The organism is Pseudomonas syringae (genome assembly GCF_021606685.1).
GTDB lineage: Bacteria > Pseudomonadota > Gammaproteobacteria > Pseudomonadales > Pseudomonadaceae > Aquipseudomonas > Aquipseudomonas syringae_R.
On record NZ_WKCB01000033.1, the window covers coordinates 31,663 to 56,373 of the forward strand.

Sequence of the window (24,711 nt, forward strand, 5' to 3'; positions counted from 1 at the left end):
GTGGGTCATCAGACCCGTATCCGCTGCGCCTCCACCCGGTCCCTGCCCGCCTGCTTGGCTACGTACACCGCCGAGTCGGCGCGCAGCAGCAGCGCGTCGATGCCTTCATTCACCCGCCAGCTGGCTACACCAAAGCTGGCGGTGACGATCCCCACCGGCACCATCGGCTCAGTGCGCAGCGACTGCCACAACTCCATCGCGAGGCGATAGGCCTGTTCGTCATCGGTGTTGGGGCACAAGACCATGAACTCCTCGCCGCCGAGGCGGCAGAACACATCGGTACGGCGCAGGCGCTGGCTGATGCGCTTGCACAGTTCCTGCAGTACGCCGTCGCCGACCGCATGCCCATGCTGGTCGTTGATACGCTTGAAGTGATCGATATCGAGCATGATCACCGACAACGCCCCCGAGGTGCGGTTGAGCCTCACCATCTCGGCCTTGAGGCGGTCCTGGAAATAGCGACGGTTGTGAATGCCGGTCAAGGAGTCGGTAATGGACAACGCCCGCAGTTCCTCTTCCACCCGTTTTAGATCGGAAATATCCGACACGTAGCCATGCCACAGCGTACCGCCGCCGGGTAACTCTTCCGGCGTGGCCTCGCCGCGGATCCAGCGCAGGCCGCGTTGCGGCAACAGCACCCGATACTCTTCGCGCCAATGGCTCAACTGCAATGCCGACAAACGAATCGAGGCGCGCACCCGCTCCACATCCAGCGGGTGGATGCGCTCGAAGACCTTCGCCGCATCCTGCTGCAACACGCTTAGCTCGATCTCATAGATGTCACGCATGCCGTCGCTGGCGTAGATAAAGTGCCAGTTATCCTGGGGCGCCCGAGTGAACTGGAAGATCCCGCCAGGCACATGGGCGCTGAGCTTCTTGAGCAGGCGGTCACGCGCAGCGAGGGCCTCGTAGGCACGCTTTTGCTCGGTGACATCCAGGTAAATGGCCAGGTGCCCGATCCACAAGCCATGATCGTCGAGCAAAACGGTGGCCAGCATGTTCACGGTCAACTGGCTGCGGTCGTGGCGGATCAGGCTCCACTCACGGGCTTCGTGCAGGTTGTCGGGGCTTTCCACCAGCATCGCCTGGCTCGCCGGGATGCGCTTGCCCAAGGCCACACTCAGGCTCGCGGCACGCGCTTCCAGCTCCGAGGGCACGTGCAGGCTTTCGAGCGTCAACTTGCCCACCACGTGCTCGGCCGTGAACCCAAGCATCTTCTCGGCCCCGGCGTTGAAGGTGTTGATGACCCCGCGCAGGTCAGTGGCAATGATCGCAACATGGGTCGCGGCGTTCAGCACGCTACGTAATTGGCCGTGGGCGCCGCGCAGTTCCAGCTCGCGCTGGCGCAATTGCACGGTACGTTGCTCCACCAGCTTCAACGCGCGCTGGCGCTGGCTCACCAACACATAGAGCAAGGCACTGAGCAACACGCTGAGCAACCCGCCCATGGTCAGGATCGTGGCCAGCGAAGAGTGGTTGGACTGGTCGAACACTTGGCTGGGGCGCAGGCTCAGGGCGTACACATGGTCGCCCAAGGTCAAGCGCCGCGCGCTACTGAGGTCACTGTCGCTCACGGCATTGTTAGACTCGAACAGCACACGCTGTTGCAGGTCGGAGGTGTCAACGATCTGCATCACCAGGTTGTCCCGGTCCGGCTTGGGCAACCCATCGGCCACCAACTGGCGCATGCTGATCACCGCCATCACGTAGCCGTAGGGCTCATGCGGAGATTGCCCGGAAGTGGGCACACTGCTCACCGGCGCGACCAATAGCACGCCGGTCGCGTAAGCCGGCTCTACGCCCACCAGTTGCATGGGCTGCGACACCGCCAGTTGGCCGCTGGTTTGCGCGCGTTCAAGGGCCGAGCGCCGCAAGGGCTGAGCCAGCAGATCAAAACCCATCGGTGCGCCCAGCAGGCTCTGGGTCTGGCTGTAGAGCACCGGCACGTACTCCTCACGCTCGGGTGCAGGGGCCAGCTCACCGGCCGAGTTCAATTCACGGATCACAAAGGGTTTACCGCGCTGGGCGGACACCTCCTGCTCAAATTGACGGCGTTGCTCGTGAAACACCCGGGGCGCCCAGGAGTAGGCGCGGGCGCGCAGCAACAAGGGCTGGGCAAAACCGTCGAATTCTTCGCGGGACACATCGTCGGAGTTGACGAAGAAACGCCGCAGGCTGTTGAGACGCTGCTCCTGGTCTTCGAAACGCTCCTGCAAACGCGTGTAACGCTCGTTGACCAGCAGCTGAAAGCGCTGACGCACCTGTTGCTGATAGAGGTCGGAAGCCGCCCAGGCGACGATGATCGTCAGGGCGCACCCCGCCAGGAACACTACCAATGCAACTAGCCAAGCCGACGCCTGCTCACTGATAAAGCCTAGGATTTTCGGGCGGACGGCTTGCAACGGCATAGGCAACACTCACAACGCCAGTGTGCGGGGGGTGTCGCTTTGGCTAGGCCATAGTTATAGCGAGCGTCCCACTATTTGACCAGCGTAAAAAAGCCGCAAGCCCGGAAAAATCCTGGCTTGCGGCTTTGGGTTACGGCGATCAGCGAGCGGTGATTTTCCAGGCCCGATGAATCTTCGCGTTGCGCGCAAAGTCCGGGTCGATGGTCTTGTCGCTGATTTCCTCGACCGCATAGCGTTCGCTGAGGTTGTCCTCCAGCGCGAACTTGCGGAAGTTGTTCGAGAAGTACAACACGCCACCCGGTGCCAGGCGGGCCATGGCCAGGTCGAGCAACTGCACGTGGTCACGCTGTACGTCGAAGATGCCTTCCATGCGCTTGGAGTTGGAGAAGGTCGGCGGGTCGATGAAGATCATGTCGAACTCATCGCGGCTGGCCTCCAGCCATGCCATCACATCACCCTGCTCCAGGCGGTTCTTGTCAGAAAACCCGTTGAGGGAGAAGTTACGACGCGCCCAGTCCAGGTAGGTTTTGGACAGGTCGACGCTGGTGGTGCTGCGCGCACCGCCCTTGGCGGCGTGCACACTGGCGGTGGCGGTGTAGCAATACAGGTTGAGGAAACGCTTGCCGGCGGCCTCCTTCTGGATGCGCAGGCGCATCGGGCGGTGGTCGAGAAACAGGCCGGTGTCCAGGTAGTCGGTGAGGTTGACCAGCAGCTTCACGCCGCCTTCGCTGACCTCGGTGAACTTGCCCTGGGCGCTCTGGCGCTCGTACTGCTTGGTGCCGCTCTGGCGCTCGCGACGCTTGACCACCACGCGGCTCTTGTCGATGTTCAACGCCTGGGGAATGGCCGCCAGGGCATCGAACATGCGCGCCGAGGCTTTCTCCGGGTCGATGGACTTGGGCGCGGCGTATTCCTGCACGTGGACCCAGTCGTGGTACAGGTCGATGGCCATGGAGTATTCCGGCATGTCGGCGTCGTACACGCGGTAGCAATCCACACCTTCGCGCTTGGCCCACTTGCCCAGCAGCTTGAGGTTCTTTTGCAGGCGGTTGGCGAACATCTGCCCACCTTCGCTCAGGCGCGCCTGTTCGACCACCGGGGCCGGTGCGGGCTTGATCGGGTTACCGTTCTTGTTGTACTGGCGCTCTTGCGGCTCGGCCGGGGCCTGATCGTAAGCGGCTTGCTCACGTTCGGCCTGGCGCTGCTCCGGGGTGCGACGCTCACCAGTGACGAACTGATCCGGGTTGACCTTGATCAGCAGCAACTTGCACGACAACGCGCCGTTCCAGAACGAATACTGTTTGTGGCTGCGGATACCCATGCGCTTGCCCAGGTCCGGCGCGCCGGTGAACACCGCCGCTTCCCAGCCCATGCATGCCTGGCGCAGACGCTCGCCGAGGTTCTGGTAGAGGTACAACAGGCTCGCTTCGTCACCGAGGCGTTCGCCGTAAGGTGGGTTGCAGATCACCAGGCCTTTCTGGTTCTGGTCCGGGCGCGGCTCGAAGGTACCGACTTCGCCCTGGTACACCTTGATCCAGTGGCTCAGGCCGGCGCGCTCGATGTTGTTGCGCGCGGGCTGAATCAGGCGTGGGTCGGCTTCATAGCCACGTACCCACAGGGGCGGCTTGTTCATGCCGATGGCGGCACGTTCACTGGCTTCTGTGTGCAGTTTCTTCCACAGCGCCGGGACGTGACCGAGCCAGGTGGTGAAACCCCACAGCTCGCGATTCAGGTTGGGGGCCATGTCGGCAGCGATCATCGCGCCTTCCACCAGGAAGGTGCCGACGCCGCACATCGGGTCAGCCAGCGCGCCACCTTCGGCCGCAATGCGCGGCCAGCCGGCGCGGATCAGGATCGCCGCCGCGAGGTTTTCCTTCAACGGTGCAGCGCCCTGCTGCAGGCGATAACCGCGCTGGTGCAGGCTGTGGCCGGACAGGTCGAGGGACAGGATGGCTTCGCCACGGTCCAGGCGCAGGTGGATGCGCAGGTCCGGGTTGATCTTATCGATGGACGGGCGTTCGCCGGTCGGCGTGCGCAGCTTGTCGACGATCGCATCCTTGACCTTCAGCGCGCCGAAGTGGGTGTTGTCGATGCCAGAGCCGTGGCCGCTGAACTCCACCGCCAGGGTGCCGTCCGGCACCATGTGGTCGGCCCATTCGATATCCAGTACGCCGTGGTAGAGGTCTTCGGCGTCCTTCATCGGAAAGCGCTTGAGCACCAGCAACACACGGTTGGCCAGGCGCGACCAGAGGCACAGACGGTAGGCGGTTTCCATGTCGGCCATGCCGCGCACGGCCGAGGTGTGCTCGCGGGCTTCCTCAAGGCCAAGCCCGACGGCTTCCTCGATCAGCAGGCCTTCGAGGCCCTTGGGGCAAGTGAGGAAGAGTTCAAAACGGTCCGACATGGGGCATTCCAGGCTTTTCAGCAATAAATGAACGGGCGACGCATCGCCGGTTCGGTTTTCAATCAAGCACTTTTCTTGAAGAGTGCCCGCGTGGCACGAATGTGCCGTCCCACCCCGCCTGCCGGGCCCTTGGGCCTGAATCAACGGGGCAGCGAGAAGTTTTCAGTAACAAGGAGAAATATTCCGACCCTTCGTCGAATAGTAACCGACTGCAGCGGACGAGCATTCTCACTAAAGGATTAAACCCATCCTCTTTGCAGGGTGCATCATAGCTGGCTTTGCCCAATAAAAGGGGCGAAAAGCCATCCCAGCTTATGGCTATAGCATCGTTATCGTTACGTGCTTATGACAAAACGATCATTGAATCCATGTGACCTATTGGTTAGAACTCAACACAGGTTGGCGCCGTAACGACGCCGACACTTGGCTCGCCACGCCGGCAGCGAGCCCACCAACGGCAGAAAAACTCTGCCCGGCCTCAGACGAGGCCGAAGGATATCAAGACAGTCAACAAGTGAGGGAAACACCCTATGAGAAGACTTAAGCGTGATCCGTTGGAAAGAGCATTTTTACGCGGATATCAATATGGCGTTCATGGCAAATCCCGTGAGCTTTGCCCATTTACTCTACCGTCGGTGCGCCAAGCCTGGATCAACGGCTGGCGAGAAGGACGCGGCGACAACTGGGACGGTATGACTGGCACTGCGGGAATCCACAGACTCAACGAACTTCACGCCGTCGGCTAATCAAGGGCATTTAATTCCGACACCACCACGAATATGTAACGACTTAACCACGCACGCCCTATCCAGGCGGCGGGCTTCGGCCCAGGGGCTCCTTTTAAGGAGCCCTTTTTATTGGCGGTGGATCAGGCCTTCCTGGGCAATGCAGCGATTGCATCCACCGATTGGCGAATCAGCGCCGGGCCCTTGTAGATAAAGCCGGAGTACAGCTGCACCAGGCTCGCACCTGCGGCGATCTTCTCGGCCGCATGCTTGCCTTCAGTGATACCGCCCACTGCGATGATCGGCAAACGCCCTGCCAGTTCCGCGGCCAGTACCTTGACGATATGGGTGCTCTTGTCGCGCACCGGGGCACCCGACAGCCCGCCCGCCTCATCACCATGAGCCAGGCCTTCAACGCCGACACGGCTGAGGGTGGTGTTGGTCGCGATCACCGCGTCCATGCCCGAGTCCACCAGAGCCTGAGCCACCAACACGGTTTCTTCGTCACTCATGTCCGGGGCAATCTTGATCGCCAACGGCACGCGCTTGCCATGGCGCAGGGCGAGGTCTTCCTGGCGCTGGCGCAGGGCTTCGAGCAATTGTTTGAGCGAGTCACCAAATTGCAGACTGCGCAGCCCCGGCGTGTTGGGCGAGCTGACGTTGACGGTGACGTAGCTGGCGTGCGCGTAGACCTTGTCCAGGCAGATCAGGTAGTCGTCAACGGCACGCTCCACCGGGGTATCGAAATTCTTGCCGATGTTGATACCCAGGATGCCCTTGTACTTCGCCGCTTGAACCCGCGACAGCAAGTGATCAACGCCCAGGTTGTTGAAACCCATGCGGTTGATGATCGCCTCGGCTTCCGGCAGGCGGAAGATGCGCGGCTTGGGGTTACCCGGCTGCGGCCGCGGGGTCACGGTGCCGATTTCGACAAAACCGAAACCCAACTGCGCGAAGCCATCGATAGCCGCACCGTTCTTGTCCAGGCCAGCGGCCAGACCGACCGGGTTGGGGAAGTCCAGCCCCATCACCGATACCGGCATTTTCGCCGGAGCCTTGCATACCAGGCCATTGAGCCCCAGGCGTCCACCGGCACCGATCAGGTCCAGGGACAGATCGTGGGAGGTTTCCGGGGAGAGTTTGAACAACAGCTGGCGGGCCAGGGTATACATGGGCGGGCTAGACTCGGATGGCGGCGAAAGGTGGCGCCGATTATAGCCGGGCTGACGGCGCGCGCGCGAGGCGTGCTGTTGAAACCTCAATGACGCTGCATGACCAGGGCCTCATAACGCGTCCAGATTTTTTCTGCGTAGCGCATACGCAACGCCTCCAGCTGCGGCCCGGACCCTACCCCCACATTGTAGGAACCCACCGCCGTCCAGTTGTAGCCAAAGCGCCGGATGAACTCCGCAAGGATCGACGCCCCCACCTCCACCGACAGGCAAGGCTCACTCAACAGACGATCCTCGGTAATGCCCTGCTTGAGCAAGCGGGGTAAGTGGATGCTGTTGATTTGCATCAGGCCGATGTCGCGGGTGCCATTACTGTTGGTGGTGTTGATCGCGTCTGCACGATTACCCGACTCCACAGCGGCGATAGCCTGCAGCAATTCCGGCTCGATGTCGTAGCGGCTGGCGGTTTCTACCCAGCAATCGGCCAGCACCTGATTGGCGCTTATCAGCAGGCTGAACAGCAGCGCCCGACTCCAGAACCTAGCCATTTTTTCCCTGCTCATGGCTGACCTGACCGCAGACCGAACACACATGCTCCACCGATGGCTGCCCATCGGCGCTCACCGGGCATGTAAACCGATAGCCACGGCCGTAGATCGTCTTGATAAACCCTTTGTCCGCGCCCAGGAATTTGCGTAGCGAGTAAATGCAGCGTGTCAGCGACTCCTCGGCCACCTCCCCCTGGGGCCACGCCAACTCGAGCAAACTATCCTTGGTCATCAACGTGCCGCCGGAACCCAACAGCAAACGCAGCACGTGCCACTCTTTGGGCGGCAGTTGAACATCCGACCCCTCGCCGGTCAGGCGACCATCGACATGCAGGGTCCAGCGCGCAAAAACCAGAGCATGCGTCGTCAATTCATTACTCACGACGACCATACATACCTCGGTGCTCGACGACTGACATTGAAGTCCCTATTTCCAGTAACGGCCTATGTGCCCATCTCACCACTATAAAAAGCAGCCTTACGCCCCACCCTAGGAAAAAGCCTAGAGATCCGGCGACTCCAAGAGTCGCCATGTAGGAGGTTTCTCTATCCACCGCCACCCGGCGCCCACTCCTGATAGACCTCGAACAATTCGACCCCTAACCGATCCTCCAACTGCACCAACTCACCCAAGGCAAGCAACTGGCCGTTAACCCGTACTTCCACGCAGTGAATAACTTGAGGCGCCAGTGGCAATACCTTCCCTGGCGCAAATGCGGCGAGCCGCCTGCGGCTGACCAATTGTTCCTGTAACAGAATTTCCAGATGCATGGGGTAACGCCTTCTTCACGGAGAGATATCGCGCCCCGGCTGCACAAACGCACGGTGCACGCGCTCGTATTGCGTCGCCGTCAACGGTGGAGGCCCCAAGCCCCCTGCCAGCGCCTTGAACTCATTGCCCACAGCCCGCGCCTGAATGACAAACAGGCGCACCGGCGACGAACGCCCCGCCACCGTGCTGCGCCCCTGCTCCGCCACTTCCCGACGAAACGCACCCAGCCATAAACGCTTGCCCTGCGGCACACGAACCAGGCTATCAACGCCGACCTGCCCGACCCCGGGGTGTACCGCGCGTTGCCCCGCCTCGACCATCTGACGGCCGTCATCTACATCGAGGCGCATCTCGATCTGATTAGCCTCGGCAAAACGCGGTAATACGCTGACCTGCGTGCCATAACGCACGGGTTTCCAGTCGGCCTCATCGCTTCCGGGGGCCGGCAGGTAGAAGGTGTGGTTATCCTGAAACACCGCCGGGACATTCTCTTGGGTGAGGATCACCGGCAACGTCACCACCCGCGCGCGCCGCCTGCGTTCCAGCGCCGCGATCTGCGCCATCAGACGGTTATCGTCCAGCGGTTCCATAATCCGAGTGGTCGATACTTCGGCGTCGCTGCCCCCCTCCAGCCCCAGTTTCTTGAGTTCGGCACTGTCCACATCCACCAGCCACAGGGAAACCTCGATCGGGCGCTTGGGCACGTCCAGTTCCGTAACCAGCTTCTGGATAAAGCTCACCTGCGCCGGTTTGCCCTTGATCAGCAGGCTGTTGGTGTCCGGGTAGGCGATCACGCCCAGGGTCTTGTCGGCCAGCAGGCCCTTCTGCTCGCTGGCCAGCAGGGTTTCGATCATCGACGCCATGCCCGGTACCCTGACCGGGCTGCCGTTGTGGCCATACTGGTGGTCCGCCACCTGGGTGTTGAGCACCTGCACCACCGCAAAAGCCTGTGCGCCGACGCGCAAGTCCGCCCGTTGCCGATCCATCAGTTGGGCCAGGCGCAGCACCTGGTCCACATAGTTCGGCGGGCCGGACACATAGAAGGTCCGCCCGCTGCTTTCGCGCAGCGGGTAGCGCGACTCATCAAGCCCCGAGCGACGCATGAGGGCACGCAGCCTGTCGATGGAAATATGCCGCAAAGCAACCGCCGAGTTTTTGGCTTCATCGGCGTCGTAAACGTAGAGCACCTGACCATCGCTGTACCAGATCAAGTCGTGTTGCAGCGCCAGCGCCTCCAAGGTCTGTTGCGGCGCATCGAAATCAAGCAGGCCACTGAGGCGTTTGCGCGCCACCGCGCGACTCACGACGATGTGCACGCCCAACGGCAGGGACAGCGCGGTGAACACCGTGTGCAGGCTTTCGTCCTGTGCCTGGTAGCTATCGGCCCAAGCCAGCGTGCCGCCCACCATCAGCGCGGCAAACAGCAGCCAGCGACACCGCCGGAGGTGGAACAGGGTTGCGGAGAGTTCAGCGTACACCGTGGGTTTTCCTGGGTAGCCTGGCATAAAGAAGCGGCCATACTGAAAGGCAGCTCGCTTTCAATCTTGATGGAAAGTTGACGGCCGGCCGCGCCTGTCGACCCGTGGCATGTGCCTTGCTACGGACTCTGTATCAGAGCGCGCACCAACGGCGGAGCACGCTTACGGACAAAGGCGTCGTTACCTGCAATGGCTTACATCGCCAGGCGCAGGAACGACGCTTTTTTTTGAAAGAAAAGGTAGGTCTTGATGAACGATTCGGTTGGCAACAGCCCGATGAACGACCCGTTGGCGTGGGTCAACGGCAGTGATGCCCCGGAAAAAAGCAGCCTCGACCTGGGGTTCATGGCGTTAAGCGACTGCGCCTCGCTGGTGGTGGCCGCTACCCAGGGCTTCGCGCAACCCTACGGGCTGACCCTGAACCTCAAGCGCCAATCCTCCTGGGCCAACCTGCGTGACAAACTGGTCAGCGGCGAACTGGATGCCGCCCACAGCCTGTACGGGTTGATCTATGCCGTGCACCTGGGCATCGGCGGCGTGGCGCCCACCGACATGGCGGTGTTGATGGGGCTGAACCAGAACGGCCAGAGCATCAACCTGTCCCATGGTTTGCAGGCGCAAGGCGTGACCACTCCTGAAGCACTCGACCGCCACGTGCACCAAAGCCGAACAAAACTGACCTTCGCCCAGACCTTTCCCACAGGCACCCACGCCATGTGGCTGTATTACTGGCTGGCAAGCCAGGGCATTCACCCGTTACAAGATGTCGACAGCGTGGTGGTGCCCCCACCGCAAATGGTCGCGCACCTGCAGGCCGGGCGCATCGACGGCTTTTGCGTCGGCGAACCCTGGTGCGCCAGCGCAGTAAAGCAACACCAGGGCTTTACCCTGGCGACTACTCAGGCGATCTGGCCGAACCACCCGGAAAAAGTGCTCGGCTGCACCCAGGCGTTTGTCGATGAATACCCCAACACCGCCCGCGTACTGGTGATGGCCGTGCTGGAGGCCAGCCGCTTTATCGAACAGAACACCGAAAACCGCCGCTCCACTGCGCAATTGCTCAGCGGTCGTGACTACCTCGACGCCCCGCTCGACTGCATCGAACCGCGCTTGCTCGGCGCCTACGAGGACGGCCTCGGCAACCAATGGCAAGACCCCCACGCCCTGCGGTTTTTTGCCGATGGCGCGGTGAACCTGCCTTACCTCTGTGATGGCATGTGGTTCATGACCCAGTTTCGGCGCTGGGGTCTGCTGCGCGAAGACCCCGATTACCTCGGTGTTGCCCGCCAAGTGCAACAGTTGGCGCTGTATCGCCAGGCGGCGGATGCCTTGGGGATCACCGATAAGGGCCAGGACATGCGCAGCAGCCAACTCATCGACGGCAAGGTCTGGGATGGCTCGGACCCCGCCGGTTATGCCCGCAGCTTCCGCCTGCATGCGATGGCCGACACTACCCATCGCCAAGCCACGCGCTGACAGGAGCCCACTATGCTGCGAATCCTGTTGATCAACGACACACCGCGCAAGGTCGGACGCCTCAGGGCCGCGCTGATCGAGGCGGGTTTTGAGGTGATCGATGAGTCCGGCCTGACCATCGACCTGCCCGCGCGCGTCGAAACAGTGCGCCCGGACGTGATCCTGATCGATACCGAGTCACCCGGCCGCGATGTGATGGAGCAAGTGGTGCTGGTCAGCCGCGACCAGCCCCGCCCGATCGTGATGTTTACCGACGAACACGACCCGAATGTGATGCGCCAGGCGATCAAATCCGGCGTCAGCGCCTACATCGTCGAAGGCATCCAGGCCCAGCGCCTGCAGCCGATCCTCGACGTGGCCATGGCCCGCTTCGAAAGCGACCAGGCCTTGCGCGCCCAGCTTCAGGCCCGCGATCAACAGTTGGCCGAGCGCAAGCGCATCGAGCTGGCCAAGGGCATGCTGATGAAAATGAAGGACTGCAACGAGGAAGAGGCCTACACCCTGATGCGCCGCCAGGCCATGAGCCGCCAGCAGAAACTGATCCAGGTGGCGGAGCAGATTATCGCCATGAGTGAGTTGCTCGGCTGATTTGGCTCAGCTCTTGCTAAAGAATCATCACAGGTAGCCAACGGCGGTTGCCCCTCCACGACAAAGACGTCGCACACCCGGTTTGCCCTCGCGAACCCGGTGGCGGCGTTTTTTTGTTTTGGCCCCCTGCGGGGGGCCGGTGGGGCGGCCCTGAAGGGCTGTTCCATCACCAGGCCTTCTTACAAGACTCCCAACCGTTGAGGTGCGTGATGAAATCAAGCTTCTGGAAATCCGGGCACACCCCGACCCTGTTTGCCGCGTTCCTGTATTTCGACCTGAGCTTTATGGTCTGGTACCTGCTGGGCCCGCTGGCGGTACAGATTGCCGCCGACCTGCACCTGACTACCCAACAGCGTGGCCTGGTGGTAGCGACGCCGATCCTGGCGGGCGCGGTGCTGCGCTTTTTGATGGGCATGCTGGCCGACAAACTGTCGCCCAAGACCGCCGGGCTGATTGGCCAGGTGATTGTGATCGTGGCCTTGTTCGGCGCGTGGAAGCTGGGTATCCATAGCTATGAACAAGCCCTGCTGCTGGGCCTGTTCCTGGGCATGGCCGGCGCATCCTTTGCGGTGGCCCTGCCGCTGGCGTCGCAGTGGTACCCGGCTGAACACCAGGGCAAGGCCATGGGCATTGCCGGTGCCGGCAACTCGGGCACCGTGTTCGCAGCGTTGCTGGCGCCAGTACTGGCGGCGGCATTCGGCTGGAGCAACGTGTTCGGCTTTGCGCTGATTCCACTGGTGCTGACCCTGATCGTGTTTGCCTGGCTGGCCCGCAACGCCCCGGAGCGGCCAAAAGCCAAATCCATGGCCGACTACTTCAAGGCCCTGGGCGATCGTGACAGCTGGTGGTTCATGTTTTTCTACAGCGTGACCTTCGGTGGCTTTATCGGCCTGGCCAGCGCCTTGCCCGGCTACTTCAACGACCAATATGGCTTGAGCCCGGTGACTGCCGGCTACTACACCGCCGCCTGCGTATTCGGTGGCAGCCTCATGCGCCCACTGGGCGGCGCCCTCGCCGACCGCTTCGGGGGTATCCGAACTCTGCTCGGCATGTACACGGTGGCGGCAATCTGCATCGCTGCGGTGGGTTTCAACTTGCCAAGCTCCTACGCGGCACTGGCACTGTTCGTCTGCACCATGCTTGGTCTGGGCGCAGGCAATGGCGCCGTCTTCCAACTGGTGCCCCAGCGGTTCCGTCGTGAAATCGGCGTGATGACCGGCCTGATCGGCATGGCCGGTGGTATCGGCGGTTTCGCCCTTGCAGCAGGCATGGGTGCCATCAAACAAAGCACCGGCAGCTATCAATTGGCCCTGTGGCTGTTCGCCAGCCTGGGCGTGCTGGCCTGGTTCGGCCTGCACGGCGTCAAGCGTCGCTGGAGAACCACCTGGGGTTCGGCTGCCGTGACCGCCGCACGCGTCTGATGAGCCTGCAACTGAGCGTCGCCCAGGCCAGCGCTATTGGCCCACGGGCAGAGAACCAGGATGCGCTGCGAGTGGTCACCCCCGTAGCGGAACTGGCGGCGAGCAAAGGCTACCTGTGCGCCATGGCCGACGGCGTGAGCCAATGCGCCGATGGCGGCCTGGCCGCGCGCTCGACCTTGCAGGCCTTGGCGCTGGACTACTACGCCACACCGCAAACCTGGGGCGTGGCCCAGGCCCTGGAGCGTTTGCTGCTGGCGCAAAATCGCTGGCTGCAGGCCAATGGCGGTGGCCAGCCCTTGCTCACAACGCTGAGCGCCTTGGTGTTTCGTGGCCAGCGGTTCACCCTCGCCCATGTCGGCGATTGCCGGGTGTATCGCTGGCTGGACGGCGAGTTGCAGCGCATCAGCGAGGATCACGTGTGGGAGCAGCCGGGCATGCAGCATGTGCTCAAGCGAGCGCTCGGACTGGATCAACACCTGGTGCTGGATTTTCTCGATGGCCAACTGCGCGAAGGTGAATGCTTCCTGCTGCTCACCGACGGTGTGTGGGCCACCTTGGGCGATCACAGCATCCGCTCGATACTGCGCGAGCAAGCGGACCTGAACCTCGCGGTAAACACACTGGTCAATGCCGCTCATCTGGCCGGCAGCCAGGACAATGCGAGCGCCCTGCTGGTGCGCGTCGACGAACTGGGTGAGGCCACCCTCGGCGATGCACTGGTGCAATTGCAGCAATGGCCACTGCCGCCACTGCTGAAAGCCGGACAACGTTTTGAAGGCTGGCAGATAGAAAGCGTGCTGGCGCACAGCCGACAGTCGTTGCTGTACCGCGTGCGCGATGCCCAGCAGCAACCCTGGCTGCTGAAAACCCTGCCCCTCAGCCGCGACGACGACAGCGACGCCGGCCAGGCGCTGTTGTCCGAGGAATGGTTTTTACGCCGCGTGGCGGGCCGCGCCTTTCCTGAAGTACATGCCGCCAGCGGGCGCCAGCATTTGTACTACGTGATGCGCGAATACCCAGGCAAAACCCTCGCTCAAGTGTTCGAGCAACACGGCCCTCTGCCCCTGGCGCAATGGCAGTCGGTGGCCGAGCGCTTGCTGCGTGCGGTTGGCATGTTGCATCGACGGCAGATCCTGCACCGCGACATCAAGCCGGAAAACCTGCTGCTGGGTGACGATGCCGAATTGCGTGTACTGGATTTCGGCCTGGCGTACTGCCCAGGCCTCTCGGAGGACCGCGCTCACGTGCTGCCCGGTACACCGAGTTTTATCGCACCCGAGGCATTCAACGGCGAACGCCCTACAGCGCAACAGGATTTATACAGCGTCGGCGTCACCTTGTTTTACCTGCTGACCGGGCATTACCCCTACGGTGAAATCGAAGCTTTCCAACGGCCCAGGTTCAACCAGCCCATCAGCGCCAGCCGCTATCGTCCCGACCTGCCGGATTGGCTGCCGCTCAGCCTGGAGCGGGCCGTGGCGGCCCAGCCTGCGCAGCGCTTCGAAACTGCCGAGGAATGGTTGCTGGTGCTCGAGCAGGCTGATCGGCGAGAGCTGAGCATTCGCCCCAGGCCGTTGCTGGAGCGCGAGCCGTTGAAGGTCTGGCGAACCTTGGCGCTGCTCTCGATGCTGATCAATCTGATACTGCTTTATTCACTCTTTCACAGCTGACCTGTCTCAATACGAGGGAACACCCATGAATGCAAAAGTCTGGCTGGTGGGCGCAGGCCCCGGCGACCCGGAGTTGTTGACCCTCAAGGCAGTGCGGGCCATGAACGAAGCCGACGTGGTGCTGATCGATGACCTGGTCAACCCGGCGGTGCTGGAGCACTGCCTCAGTGCGCGGGTCATCACCGTCGGTAAGCGCGGTGGTTGCCGATCAACCCCACAGGATTTCATCCACCGCCTGATGCTGCGTTACGCCCGCCAAGGCAAGTGTGTAGTGCGACTCAAGGGCGGCGACCCCTGCATTTTCGGACGAGCGGGTGAAGAGGCCCTATGGCTGCGCGAGCGAGGGGTCGCGGTGGAGTTGGTCAATGGGATCACGGCCGGGCTGGCGGGGGCGACGAATTGCGATATTCCGCTGACTTTGCGCGGCGTCAGCCGTGGCGTCACTCTGGTCACCGCGCATACCCAGGACGACAGCCGCCTCAACTGGCGCGCATTGGCCGAGGGCGGGACGACATTGGTGGTGTACATGGGCGTGGCCAAGCTGGAGGAAATTCGCCAGCAACTGCTGGAGGGTGGGATGGCTGCGGATATGCCGGTGGCGATGATCGAGAACGCATCACTGCCTCAGCAGCGCGAATGCCGCAGTGAGCTGTCGCGCATGTATGAGGATGCCCAGGCATTCGCCCTGAAAAGCCCGGCGATCCTGGTGATCGGCAGCGTTGCCGCCAACGGCCAAGCCGCTGTCATCGCGTCGGCCGCCAGCGCCTGATACAAATTGCAGGCGAAAAAAAGCCCGGCCTAAGCCGGGCTTTTTTCTACCACTCAGTAATTACTGAGCTTGAGCTTCAACCGACGCTTCTACGCGACGGTTAACAGCACGACCAGCTTCAGTTGCGTTGTCAGCAACTGGGCGGGATTCGCCGTAACCTACAGCGGTTACACGGCTAGGAGCCACGCCGTCTTTAACCAGGACTTGCTTAACAGCATCAGCACGACGCTGGGACAGCTTCTGGTTGTAAGCGTCTGGACCTACGGAGTCAGTGTGACCAGCAACTTCTACGTTGGTAGCTGGGTACTGAGCCATGAAGTCGGCCAGGTTTTTAACGTCGCCGTAGCTGTTAGGCTTAACAACGGACTTGTCGAAGTCGAACTTAACGTCCAGCTCAACACGAACAACCTGAGCAACTGGAGCTTCTGGCTCTGGAGTTGGCTCTGGAGCTGGTGCTGGGGTAGGAGCTGGAGCTGCTGCGCCAGCGTTACCGCCGAAGTTCACACCCAGGCCGACCAGTGCGGAGTAGTCCCACTTGCCGTTGTCCAGACCGTAGTCAGCTTCAACACCGGCACGAGCGTACAGGTTGTTGGTGAAGTAGTACTTCACGCCAGTACCAACGGTAGCGAAGGTAGTCTGGTCGCGACCGCTGTGGCCGTCAGCCTGAACGTTGGTACGGCTCTGGTGACCGAAACCGCCTTCTACGTATGGACGCAGGCTGTCTACGCCAGCTTGACCGAAGTGATACTGGGCAACCAGGCTGCCGGTATCGCCTTTGATCTTCTGGTTACCAGTACCGTCGTTCGAACGGGTGTGGTTGGTTTTGTCGTAGGACAGGTTCAAGGACAGGTCGTCGGTCAGGAAGTAACCGATGCGAGCGCCAGGATTGAAGCCGTCTTCGATGTGCTTGACGCTATCGTTGTACTGCTTCTTGTAGAACAGCTCGCCTTCAACTGCGCCTTGGCCTTGTGCCAGAACGCCGAAAGAAGTAGCGGCAATAAGAGAACCAATGGCCAAGCCCAAGGTGTTTTTCAGTTTCATCCGTTAAATCCCCATCTGGTGATTGTAAAGCAGTCCCACAAACCGGGGGACAACTCGGCGACAAGTCTAACAGAACTTGCCTACACGTAAGAGATATTTGCCACGCACTAAGTTTCAGTCTCGCCCGCAAATTTCTCACGTAATTTATCTAGAGCACGTTTGTAACGCATTTTTGTAGCACTCAAACCCATGTGCATGATGTCAGCGATTTCCTGGAACTCCAGCTCTGCGACGAATCGTAGCACCAGAATTTCCCGATCAATCGGGTTCACATACACCAGCCAGCGATCGAGCCCGCCCTTCTCCTCGGGTGCCGGCGCCTTTTCTTCAGACGCCTCCTCAAGGGGGTCAAGGCTCAAGGCGTCCATCAAGCGACGCTTTCGCCGTTCCTTCCGATACTGCGTGATGCACTCGTTGTACGTGATGCTGTAGAGCCAGGTCTTGAACTTCGATTTGCCCTCGAAGTTCTTCAAGCCGTACAGCACCTTGAGCATCACTTCCTGACAGACATCATCCGCATCTCTATCGTTCCCTAAATACCTTGAACAAACGTTGAACAAAGTGCGTTGATATCTGCGCATCAATTCTTCGTACGCGCGAGTTACGTGAAACAGCTCCGTGTGCGAGCGCGCGACCAACTCCTCATCAGAGAGCTCACGGGGGTCATAGCGCGTGGACAGCGTTTGGGCTTTATTCAAAACAAGTCGTGCCGACAGTCAGGTCAATGTCCGCTGCAGCCCGGTCAGCCGGGTTTGCGGCGGCGTACATTAGCAGGGTTTGCCGGTTTAGCGGCTACTGACCTGCTGCTCGAGAAGGATCCGATTGGACAACGACACCAGGTCGCCGTCATCGGTCAGCACCGTCGTCTTGACTGTGCCGATCTCCTCGATTTGCCCTTCGACCTCGCCTACACGCACCTGTTGCCCTACCTGATACAGCTCACGCACATAGATTCCCGCAAGAATCTGACCGGCAATTTCCCGGCTTCCCAACCCCATGGCCAGCGCAACGGCCAGACCAACGGTAATCAAAACAATCACAATCACATGGTTGAGCAGGTCGGTTTTGACCTCCAACTGGCTGATCGCGACCGAAATACTGATGATGATCACCAAGCCTTGGGCAATTCGCCCCAGGCCGGCAGCATAGTCCAGCCCCACGCCTTCGGCCGCACCGCGCACCAAGCCATTGGCCAGTTGCGCCAGCAAAACGCCTACCAGCAGTACCAGCGCGCCGCCGAAAACCTTGGGCAAATACAGCGCCAGCATGTCGAGCGTAGCTGAAACTCGCTCAAGTCCAAGGGATTGAGCCGCAGAAACCAGAAAAATCAGCAAAACAAACCAATAAACGATCTTACCGATCAATGTGGAGATCGGCACTTGCAGCCCCGCTCGCCCTAGCAACTTGGTCAGGCCGGTGCCTGCCATCAGGCGATCAAGGCCCAGTTTTGCGAGCAATTTGGACAGCAGGGTGTCAAGCAGCTTGGCCACGACAAAACCCAGCAGCACCAGAACCAGCGCCCCAAACAGGTTGGGAATGAAGTTCGCCACCTTGGTCCACAATGCGGTCATCGCGGTGACCAGGCTCTGGGTCCAGAGATCAAGTTCCATATTCAATCAGCCTTATCAGCAGTGCGAGCCAGAGGTTTACGACGGGAAACAGGCGATACATGGGCTGAACCGTTGTTCAGAGCCATCATCAACGCCGGCACCCAGCGGCCGAGCAGACCGAACAAGTCTCCCGCCCCCACCTGACGGTTGGCGGTTTTCAACACGCGGCCCAGGCAGGCATCGTCGTCACGGTTGGACGGCGAAGCATTGAGCATGTCACGCAAAGACTGTTCGAACGGATCGTGCATAAAGACCTCTCGCAAGTGTTTTAAAAGACGAGGGTTAAATTCTTGGGGTCACATGGACTGTGTCTACGTTCAGGTCATATTCAGCTCAAACCCAGCGCAATCGTCGAAATAGCCACCATTGCCCGAGGGCTACCGAGACCATCAACAGGCACGCAATCATGAACCCATAGGGGCTGGCAGAGAACGGAATGCCGCCGACGTTGATGCCCAGCAAGCCGGTCAGAAAACTCATCGGCAGAAAGATCCCGGTGATGATCCCGAAGCGGTACATGGTGCGGTTCATACGCACGCTCAAGCGCCGGTCTTCGGCCTCAAGCACAAGCCCCACGCGCTCCCGGGTCAACTCGAGCTCTTCCAGGTAGCGGGTCAGGCTGTTGTTCAATTCGTTCCAGTAGTCGGCATCGTCGTCACAAAACCACGGCAATTTTATCCGCGTGAGCTGGGCAAAAATATCCCGCTGCGGGGCGAGGAATCGCTTGAGCCCGGCCGCTCGCCGGCGGATCTGCAAAATGCTGCCATGCTCTGGCGTGTACCGTTCGTCGGTATCGAGTTTTTCTTCTTCGGCGTCGACGATTTCGGACAGGTCGGTGACCAGGTCCTGCACTTTATTGGTCAGGTACTGCGCCATATAAAGGATGAGTTCCGATGCGGTTTTCGGCCCTTTACCCTCCGCCAATTGCACCAACAGTTCATCCGTGGCGCGCAGCGGGCGCAAGCGCAGGGAAATCACGCGACTGGCAGCGGCGAATATACGCACCGAAACCATGTCTTCCGGCTCGGCGCCCGGGTTGAGGTTGACCCCGCGTAAAAACAGCAGCAACTGCGCATCCGGCAGCGGCAACAGGCGCGGACGCGTGTTTTCTTCCAGCAGCAGGTCACAGGCGAATTCGCTCAAGCCGCTGGCTTTGCGCAACCAGGTCTGGGTTTGGGGATGGCTACGATCCCAATGCAGCCACAGGCTTTCCTGGGGCTGCAATTGCAACTCGTCGAGCTCTGTCCGGGCAATCGAACGCGCACCGCCTTTACCGTCCAGCACCAGGGCATGCACCAGCCCCCATTGCGCGTTTTCTTCCTCGAACATCCTCACCCCTGTTGGTTATTGCGGTTTATTCAGGCATTTTCAGCGGGCTGGGCGACACAATCACACCGTTGTTGTCGGCGTAGATGAATTCACCCGGGCGGAACGTTACACCGGCAAACGTGACCACCACGTTCAGGTCGCCGAGGCCGCGCTTGTCGGTCTTCATCGGGTGGCTGGCCAGGGCCTGCACGCCCAGATCGGTCTGGGCGATCACATCGACATCGCGGATGCAGCCATAGATCACCAGCCCTTCCCAGCCATTTTTCGCAGCTTTCTCGGCGATCATGTCGCCCAGCAAGGCGCGCCTCAGGGAGCCCCCTCCGTCGACCACCAACACCTTGCCAGCGCCCGGCTGTTCGGCCTGCTCCTTGACCAGGGAGTTATCTTCGAAACATTTGACGGTGACAATCTCGCCGCCGAAGGAATCTCGGCCACCGAAGTTGCTGAACATCGGCTCGACCACCTGCACCAGGTCCGGGTAGGCGTCGCACAGGTCGGGGGTCACGTAATGGTTCATTGAAAAATTCCTTTCCGTCAAAGAGGGGTCTTTCGAAAGAAGCGCCTGCACCACAGATGCAAAACATCCCATCCGCTTCGCCGCAACGCAATAGCCACTGCGCGACTGAATATGACCAGAAGCGTTTAACGCGTCATATCTTAGCCGCAACCACACACGAGCGAAACGCCCCTGGCAGCGCGCCCTTTCAAACCGTAGCCAACACCTCGGGCGCAGCGCCGAACAAAGGTGTCAGCGGATCTTTCAGCCACTGGGCCACCAACGGCCATACTTCGACCTGCGCGGCTTTGCTGACGAGCATTTCCACATGCCCGAAGTCCTCGCTGAAGCCTTGCTGACGCCCAAGGCACAGGTATTGACGGTGCTCGGAGCCCACTTGGTCGAACAGCTTGCGACAGGCCCAGTCAGGGTCTTGCTGGTCGCCCGCAGCGCTGACGGCCAGCAGCGGCACGTCGACGTCGGCCAAGCCTTTCCACCAATCCTGCTTGCCCTCGCCAAAGCGGCCGAACAGACCGTTCCAACGCATGGCTTCGATCATCACGCCCGCCGGCTCGTCCTCGGGGCCGCGTTTGAGCCGCGAGCCGGACACCTCGCCCAAGCGTTTCAAGAGCAAACGCGCGCTCCACTCCAGCGGTGGAATTTTCAACGGCCAGTGGGTGCGGCTGACCTGGCAGCCAAACAGCGCCACCGAGGCCACTGCCGGTGCGCCAAGGTGCTGACCACCCAATGCTGCCGCCAGGGCGATGCCGCCCAGGGAATGGCCCAGCCAGTGGGGGATCTGTGCGCTTTGCTCGCGCACAAAGGCGCCAATGGCCGGCAAGTCGTAACGCGCGTAGTCGGCTACCCGATTTTTGGCGTAGTCGTGATTACGCTTGGACAAACCATGACCGCGCATTTCCGGGACCCACACATCGAACCCCTGGCGCGCCAGATAGGCGCCCAGGCCGATCCCCTTGGGCGAATACCAGAAGCGCCGATTGGAAAAACTGCCATGCAACAAAATAATCGGAATGCCCCGGTTTTCCGGGACATCGGCCAGGCCCAGGCGGGTAACTGCCAGCTCGACGGTGCCGTCAGGGCTGTTACCGGGTTTGAGGCGATAGACGTCTTCACTCAGGTCGCCACGACGTTCAGCGCTGATCAGGGCGACGGGAAACAGGTTGCTGCTGCTTTGCATAATGCTCTTGCACAAAAAAGGGCGGCGTCCGGAAGGAGTTCCGCCCTGTACAGGTAAGAATGCCGGTCACCCACAACGGGGGACCGGCACTTTTGACGTATCGACCTTAGGCGGACGCTTGGCCTTCTGCCAGGAAGAACCAGGTTTCCAGCACGGAATCGGGGTTCAGCGAGACGCTTTCGATACCCTGCTCCATCAGCCATTTGGCCAGGTCCGGGTGGTCGGAAGGGCCTTGGCCGCAGATGCCGATGTACTTGCCGGCCTTGTTACAGGCCTGGATGGCGTTGGCCAGCAGCTTCTTGACCGCAGGGTTACGCTCGTCGAACAGGTGCGCAATGATCCCGGAGTCACGGTCCAGGCCCAGGGTCAGCTGGGTCAGGTCGTTGGAACCGATGGAGAAACCGTCGAAGAACTCCAGGAATTCTTCAGCCAGGATGGCGTTGGACGGCAATTCGCACATCATGATCACGCGCAGGCCGTTCTCGCCACGGGACAGGCCGTTTTCGGCCAGCAGGTCCACCACCTGGCTCGCCTCGCCCAAGGTGCGCACGAACGGCACCATGATTTCGACGTTGGTCAGGCCCATCTCATTGCGCACACGCTTCAGCGCGCGGCACTCGAGTTCGAAGCAATCACGGAACGCTTCGCTGATGTAACGCGAGGCGCCACGGAAGCCCAGCATCGGGTTTTCTTCTTCCGGCTCGTAGAGCTTGCCCCCGATCAGGTTGGCGTATTCGTTGGACTTGAAGTCCGACAGGCGCACGATGACCTTTTTCGGGTAGAACGCCGCCGCCAGGGTGCTGATGCCTTCCACCAGCTTCTCGACGTAAAAGCCCACCGGGTCGTTGTAGCCGGCGATGCGCTTGTCGACGCTTTCCTTGATGTCCAGCGGCAGGCCGTCGTAGTTCAACAGGGCCTTGGGGTGCACGCCGATCATGCGGTTGATGATGAACTCCAGGCGGGCCAGGCCCACACCGGCGTTCGGCAACTGCGCGAAATCGAAGGCGCGGTCCGGGTTACCGACGTTCATCATGATCTTGAACGGCAGGTCCGGCATGGCATCGATGGAGTTTTGCTTGATGTCGAAGCCCAGTTCGCCTTCGAAGATGAAGCCGGTATCGCCTTCGGCGCAAGACACGGTCACGCCCTGGCCGTCTTTCAACAACTGCGTGGCGTTACCGCAACCCACGACGGCCGGAATCCCCAGCTCACGGGCAATGATTGCCGCGTGGCAGGTACGCCCGCCACGGTTGGTGACGATGGCGCTGGCGCGTTTCATCACCGGTTCCCAATCCGGGTCGGTCATGTCGGAAACCAGTACGTCGCCTGGCTGGACTTTGTCCATTTCGGACACGTCCTTGATGATGCGTACCTTGCCGGCGCCGATGCGCTGGCCGATGGCACGGCCTTCCACCAGCACGGTGCCGGTTTCCTTGAGCAGGTAGCGCTCCATGACGTTGGCCGAGGTGCGGCTCTTCACGGTCTCCGGACGTGCTTGCACGATGTACAGCTTGCCGTCGTCACCGTCCTTGGCCCACTCGATGTCCATCGGGCACTTGTAGTGCTTTTCGATGATCATCGCTTGCTTGGCCAACTCGCTGACTTCAGCGTCGGTCAGGCAGAAGCGCGCGCGCTCGGCCTTGTCGACGTCAACGGTTTTAACCGAGCGACCGGCCTTGGCCTCGTCGCCGTAGATCATTTTGATCGCCTTGCTGCCCAGATTGCGGCGCAGGATGGCCGGGCGGCCAGCCTCAAGGGTGTGTTTGTGTACGTAGAATTCGTCGGGGTTGACCGCGCCTTGTACGACGGTTTCGCCCAGGCCGTAGGCGCCGGTGATGAACACCACGTCACGGAAGCCGGATTCGGTATCGAGGGTGAACATGACGCCGGCAGTACCGGTTTCCGAACGCACCATGCGCTGCACACCGGCAGAGAGGGCCACCAGCTTGTGGTCGAAACCCTGATGCACGCGATAGGAGATAGCGCGGTCATTAAAGAGGGAGGCGAACACTTCCTTGGCCGCGCGGATCACGTTTTCCACGCCGCGGATATTGAGGAAGGTTTCTTGCTGGCCGGCAAAGGAGGCGTCCGGCAAGTCTTCGGCGGTGGCCGAGGAGCGCACGGCAACGGCCATGTCCGGGTTGCCGGCAGACAGCGTGGCAAAGGCGGTACGGATTTCTTCGTTGAGCTTTTCGGGGAACTCGGCGTCCATGATCCATTGGCGGATCTGGCTGCCGGTCTTGGCCAGGGCGTTGACGTCATCGACGTCCAGGGCGTCCAGCGCGGCGTGGATCTGAGCGTTGAGGCCGCTCAGTTCGAGAAAATCGCGGTAAGCCTGGGCCGTGGTGGCGAAACCACCCGGCACCGACACACCAGCGCCTGCAAGATTACTGATCATCTCGCCGAGGGATGCGTTCTTGCCCCCCACGTGCTCTACATCATGGACGCCGAGCTTATCGAGGGAAACTACGTACTCTACCAAGGTGATCTCTCCACTAACTGTGTTGGAAAAGCTCAGGACGCCGGCTGCTCATAGGAGCTAACGCCTGCGCTTGTGGCCTGGACCTGGAAAATAAGTGAGAATGCGGCCCACTGCGGGACGGCAAAATCGCGCCTATCATATCCAAGATTCGCCATCAGCTTAAGGCCCAGGGCTCAAATGAAACGATCTGCTTTCTTTATCTCCGACGGCACCGGCATTACAGCCGAAACATTGGGCCAAAGCCTGCTCGCGCAGTTCGAAAACATTACCTTCGCCAAATTCACACGGCCCTATATCGACAGCGTGGATAAAGCGCGGGCCATGGTACAACAAATCAATCTGGCGGCTGAAAAAGACGGCTTTCGGCCGATCATTTTCGACACCATCGTCAATCAAGACATCCGTGAGATCCTTGCAACTTCGAATGGTTTCATGATCGACATCTTCTCCACCTTCCTGGCGCCACTGGAGCAAGAGTTGAGTGAACACTCCTCTTATTCCGTAGGAAAGTCCCATTCCATTGGGCATAACTCCAACTACATGGAGCGTATCGAGGCGGTGAACTTTGCCCTCGACAACGACGACGGCGCGCGTACGCACTACTACGACAAGGCTGATCTGATCCTGGTGGGCGTGTCGCGCTGCGGCAAAACGCCAACGTGCCTGTACATGGCCATGCAGTTTGGTATCCGTGCTGCCAACTACCCGCTGACCGAGGACGACATGGAGCACCTGACGCTCCCGGCCGCCCTGCGTGCGCATTCCCACAAGCTGTTTGGCTTGACCATCGATCCGGACCGGCTTACCGCGATCCGCAACGAGCGCAAGCCCAACAGCCGCTACTCGAGCTATGCCCAGTGCGAGTTCGAAGTACGCGAAGTAGAAAATCTGTTCCGGCGCGAGAATATTGCGCACATCAATTCCACGCATTTTTCGGTGGAGGAGATCTCGGCGAAGATTTTGGTGGAGAAAGGCGTGGAGCGTAGATTCAAGTAGTTAGCCGAGTCGCAGATTCATTCTGAAGAGCAGGCTTACTGTGCCGAGCGGGCTTTTTGTGGCGAGCGGGCTTGCCCGCGTTGGGCTGCGCAGCAGCCCCAAAATCCTGGGAGCGCTTCGCACTCCAA

At 60.7% G+C, this 24,711-nt stretch carries 22 protein-coding genes; 7 read left to right on the plus strand and 15 right to left on the minus strand.

Annotated features, from left to right (window positions below; all coding sequences use genetic code 11):
• Positions 1–8 precede the first annotated feature (8 nt).
• Positions 9–2,408, minus strand: coding sequence for a GGDEF domain-containing protein (locus GIW02_RS14510; RefSeq protein WP_236414026.1), 2,400 nt, complete (start codon positions 2,406–2,408; stop codon positions 9–11).
• Between the two features lie 139 nt (positions 2,409–2,547).
• Complete coding sequence (gene rlmKL / locus GIW02_RS14515) at positions 2,548–4,812, minus strand: bifunctional 23S rRNA (guanine(2069)-N(7))-methyltransferase RlmK/23S rRNA (guanine(2445)-N(2))-methyltransferase RlmL (protein ID WP_236414024.1); 2,265 nt, start codon at positions 4,810–4,812, stop codon at positions 2,548–2,550.
• A gap of 530 nt (positions 4,813–5,342) precedes the next feature.
• On the opposite strand from rlmKL, the gene rmf reads away from it, so the two are divergent.
• The gene (rmf, locus tag GIW02_RS14520; RefSeq protein ID WP_002553055.1) at positions 5,343–5,558 is read left to right on the plus strand and encodes a ribosome modulation factor; all 216 of its coding nucleotides are present in this window, start codon (positions 5,343–5,345) and stop codon (positions 5,556–5,558) included.
• A gap of 122 nt (positions 5,559–5,680) precedes the next feature.
• Here the strand turns inward: rmf and GIW02_RS14525 are convergent, their stop codons facing one another.
• The 5 genes from GIW02_RS14525 to sctC form a co-directional block, all read right to left on the minus strand.
• Positions 5,681–6,709: a quinone-dependent dihydroorotate dehydrogenase gene (locus GIW02_RS14525; RefSeq protein ID WP_236414022.1), complete on the minus strand. Its 1,029-nt coding sequence runs from the start codon at positions 6,707–6,709 to the stop codon at positions 5,681–5,683.
• Between the two features lie 86 nt (positions 6,710–6,795).
• Positions 6,796–7,257, minus strand: a complete 462-nt coding sequence (locus tag GIW02_RS14530; RefSeq protein ID WP_236414020.1) for a transglycosylase SLT domain-containing protein — start codon at positions 7,255–7,257, stop codon at positions 6,796–6,798.
• Positions 7,250–7,648 carry a winged helix-turn-helix domain-containing protein gene (locus GIW02_RS14535; protein WP_236414012.1) on the minus strand — a complete coding sequence of 133 codons (399 nt, stop codon included), beginning with the start codon at positions 7,646–7,648 and terminating at the stop codon, positions 7,250–7,252. Before GIW02_RS14535 ends, GIW02_RS14530 begins: the two co-directional genes overlap by 8 nt.
• 155 nt (positions 7,649–7,803) lie before the next feature.
• Positions 7,804–8,028 (minus strand): FliM/FliN family flagellar motor switch protein, encoded by a 225-nt coding sequence (locus GIW02_RS14540; RefSeq protein WP_236414010.1) that lies wholly within the window; start codon positions 8,026–8,028, stop codon positions 7,804–7,806.
• Positions 8,029–8,043: 15 nt separating this feature from the next.
• Positions 8,044–9,438 carry a type III secretion system outer membrane ring subunit SctC gene (sctC, locus tag GIW02_RS14545; protein ID WP_236414034.1) on the minus strand — a complete coding sequence of 465 codons (1,395 nt, stop codon included), beginning with the start codon at positions 9,436–9,438 and terminating at the stop codon, positions 8,044–8,046.
• Between the two features lie 318 nt (positions 9,439–9,756).
• On the opposite strand from sctC, the gene GIW02_RS14550 reads away from it, so the two are divergent.
• The 5 genes from GIW02_RS14550 (at position 9,757) to cobA (ending at position 15,431) form a co-directional block, all read left to right on the plus strand.
• The gene (locus GIW02_RS14550) at positions 9,757–10,983 is read left to right on the plus strand and encodes a CmpA/NrtA family ABC transporter substrate-binding protein (RefSeq protein ID WP_236414003.1); all 1,227 of its coding nucleotides are present in this window, start codon (positions 9,757–9,759) and stop codon (positions 10,981–10,983) included.
• A 12-nt stretch (positions 10,984–10,995) separates the two neighbouring features.
• Complete coding sequence (locus tag GIW02_RS14555; protein ID WP_015885342.1) at positions 10,996–11,571, plus strand: ANTAR domain-containing response regulator; 576 nt, start codon at positions 10,996–10,998, stop codon at positions 11,569–11,571.
• 209 nt (positions 11,572–11,780) lie between these two features.
• Entirely contained in the window at positions 11,781–12,992 is a 1,212-nt protein-coding gene (locus GIW02_RS14560; protein ID WP_236414001.1) for an MFS transporter, read from the plus strand.
• On the plus strand, positions 12,992–14,662 hold the full coding sequence (locus GIW02_RS14565; RefSeq protein WP_236413999.1) for a bifunctional protein-serine/threonine kinase/phosphatase: 1,671 nt from the start codon (positions 12,992–12,994) through the stop codon (positions 14,660–14,662). Before GIW02_RS14560 ends, GIW02_RS14565 begins: the two co-directional genes overlap by 1 nt.
• 25 nt (positions 14,663–14,687) lie before the next feature.
• Positions 14,688–15,431 (plus strand): uroporphyrinogen-III C-methyltransferase, encoded by a 744-nt coding sequence (gene cobA / locus GIW02_RS14570; RefSeq protein ID WP_236413993.1) that lies wholly within the window; start codon positions 14,688–14,690, stop codon positions 15,429–15,431.
• A gap of 60 nt (positions 15,432–15,491) precedes the next feature.
• Here cobA and GIW02_RS14575 read toward each other — a convergent pair whose 3' ends face one another.
• From GIW02_RS14575 to ppsA, 8 genes are all read right to left on the minus strand, one after another.
• Positions 15,492–16,472 (minus strand): OmpA family protein, encoded by a 981-nt coding sequence (locus tag GIW02_RS14575; RefSeq protein WP_122485728.1) that lies wholly within the window; start codon positions 16,470–16,472, stop codon positions 15,492–15,494.
• Between the two features lie 107 nt (positions 16,473–16,579).
• Positions 16,580–17,170 (minus strand): RNA polymerase sigma factor SigX, encoded by a 591-nt coding sequence (gene sigX / locus GIW02_RS14580; protein WP_010208495.1) that lies wholly within the window; start codon positions 17,168–17,170, stop codon positions 16,580–16,582.
• Between the two features lie 87 nt (positions 17,171–17,257).
• Positions 17,258–18,082, minus strand: coding sequence for a mechanosensitive ion channel family protein (locus GIW02_RS14585; protein ID WP_003175519.1), 825 nt, complete (start codon positions 18,080–18,082; stop codon positions 17,258–17,260).
• Positions 18,083–18,084: 2 nt separating this feature from the next.
• A complete protein-coding gene (locus GIW02_RS14590) occupies positions 18,085–18,330 on the minus strand; it encodes a hypothetical protein (protein WP_025854229.1) in 246 nt (81 codons plus the stop codon).
• Positions 18,331–18,415: 85 nt separating this feature from the next.
• Complete coding sequence (locus GIW02_RS14595) at positions 18,416–19,411, minus strand: zinc transporter ZntB (protein WP_236413992.1); 996 nt, start codon at positions 19,409–19,411, stop codon at positions 18,416–18,418.
• A gap of 25 nt (positions 19,412–19,436) precedes the next feature.
• Positions 19,437–19,928 (minus strand): ribonuclease E activity regulator RraA, encoded by a 492-nt coding sequence (gene rraA / locus GIW02_RS14600; RefSeq protein ID WP_236413990.1) that lies wholly within the window; start codon positions 19,926–19,928, stop codon positions 19,437–19,439.
• A 187-nt stretch (positions 19,929–20,115) separates the two neighbouring features.
• Positions 20,116–21,105, minus strand: coding sequence for an alpha/beta fold hydrolase (locus GIW02_RS14605; RefSeq protein ID WP_236413988.1), 990 nt, complete (start codon positions 21,103–21,105; stop codon positions 20,116–20,118).
• Between the two features lie 106 nt (positions 21,106–21,211).
• The gene (ppsA, locus tag GIW02_RS14610; protein ID WP_236413986.1) at positions 21,212–23,587 is read right to left on the minus strand and encodes a phosphoenolpyruvate synthase; all 2,376 of its coding nucleotides are present in this window, start codon (positions 23,585–23,587) and stop codon (positions 21,212–21,214) included.
• Positions 23,588–23,764: 177 nt separating this feature from the next.
• Between ppsA and ppsR the strand changes: the two genes are divergently transcribed.
• Positions 23,765–24,583: a posphoenolpyruvate synthetase regulatory kinase/phosphorylase PpsR gene (ppsR, locus tag GIW02_RS14615; protein WP_003193298.1), complete on the plus strand. Its 819-nt coding sequence runs from the start codon at positions 23,765–23,767 to the stop codon at positions 24,581–24,583.
• Positions 24,584–24,711: the final 128 nt, after the last annotated feature.

Excerpts from the sequence above, each read along its gene's own strand:
- GIW02_RS14510 (WP_236414026.1), bottom strand. The coding sequence starts at position 2,408 with ATGCCGTTGCAAGCCGTCCGCCCGAAAATCCTAGGCTTTATCAGTGAG.
- rlmKL (WP_236414024.1), bottom strand. The coding sequence starts at position 4,812 with ATGTCGGACCGTTTTGAACTCTTCCTCACTTGCCCCAAGGGCCTCGAA.
- rmf (WP_002553055.1), top strand. The coding sequence starts at position 5,343 with ATGAGAAGACTTAAGCGTGATCCGTTGGAAAGAGCATTTTTACGCGGA.
- GIW02_RS14525 (WP_236414022.1), bottom strand. The coding sequence starts at position 6,709 with ATGTATACCCTGGCCCGCCAGCTGTTGTTCAAACTCTCCCCGGAAACC.
- GIW02_RS14530 (WP_236414020.1), bottom strand. The coding sequence starts at position 7,257 with ATGGCTAGGTTCTGGAGTCGGGCGCTGCTGTTCAGCCTGCTGATAAGC.
- GIW02_RS14535 (WP_236414012.1), bottom strand. The coding sequence starts at position 7,648 with ATGGTCGTCGTGAGTAATGAATTGACGACGCATGCTCTGGTTTTTGCG.
- GIW02_RS14540 (WP_236414010.1), bottom strand. The coding sequence starts at position 8,028 with ATGCATCTGGAAATTCTGTTACAGGAACAATTGGTCAGCCGCAGGCGG.
- sctC (WP_236414034.1), bottom strand. The coding sequence starts at position 9,438 with ATGGTGGGCGGCACGCTGGCTTGGGCCGATAGCTACCAGGCACAGGAC.
- GIW02_RS14550 (WP_236414003.1), top strand. The coding sequence starts at position 9,757 with ATGAACGATTCGGTTGGCAACAGCCCGATGAACGACCCGTTGGCGTGG.
- GIW02_RS14555 (WP_015885342.1), top strand. The coding sequence starts at position 10,996 with ATGCTGCGAATCCTGTTGATCAACGACACACCGCGCAAGGTCGGACGC.
- GIW02_RS14560 (WP_236414001.1), top strand. The coding sequence starts at position 11,781 with ATGAAATCAAGCTTCTGGAAATCCGGGCACACCCCGACCCTGTTTGCC.
- GIW02_RS14565 (WP_236413999.1), top strand. The coding sequence starts at position 12,992 with ATGAGCCTGCAACTGAGCGTCGCCCAGGCCAGCGCTATTGGCCCACGG.
- cobA (WP_236413993.1), top strand. The coding sequence starts at position 14,688 with ATGAATGCAAAAGTCTGGCTGGTGGGCGCAGGCCCCGGCGACCCGGAG.
- GIW02_RS14575 (WP_122485728.1), bottom strand. The coding sequence starts at position 16,472 with ATGAAACTGAAAAACACCTTGGGCTTGGCCATTGGTTCTCTTATTGCC.
- GIW02_RS14585 (WP_003175519.1), bottom strand. The coding sequence starts at position 18,082 with ATGGAACTTGATCTCTGGACCCAGAGCCTGGTCACCGCGATGACCGCA.
- GIW02_RS14590 (WP_025854229.1), bottom strand. The coding sequence starts at position 18,330 with ATGCACGATCCGTTCGAACAGTCTTTGCGTGACATGCTCAATGCTTCG.
- GIW02_RS14595 (WP_236413992.1), bottom strand. The coding sequence starts at position 19,411 with ATGTTCGAGGAAGAAAACGCGCAATGGGGGCTGGTGCATGCCCTGGTG.
- rraA (WP_236413990.1), bottom strand. The coding sequence starts at position 19,928 with ATGAACCATTACGTGACCCCCGACCTGTGCGACGCCTACCCGGACCTG.
- GIW02_RS14605 (WP_236413988.1), bottom strand. The coding sequence starts at position 21,105 with ATGCAAAGCAGCAGCAACCTGTTTCCCGTCGCCCTGATCAGCGCTGAA.
- ppsR (WP_003193298.1), top strand. The coding sequence starts at position 23,765 with ATGAAACGATCTGCTTTCTTTATCTCCGACGGCACCGGCATTACAGCC.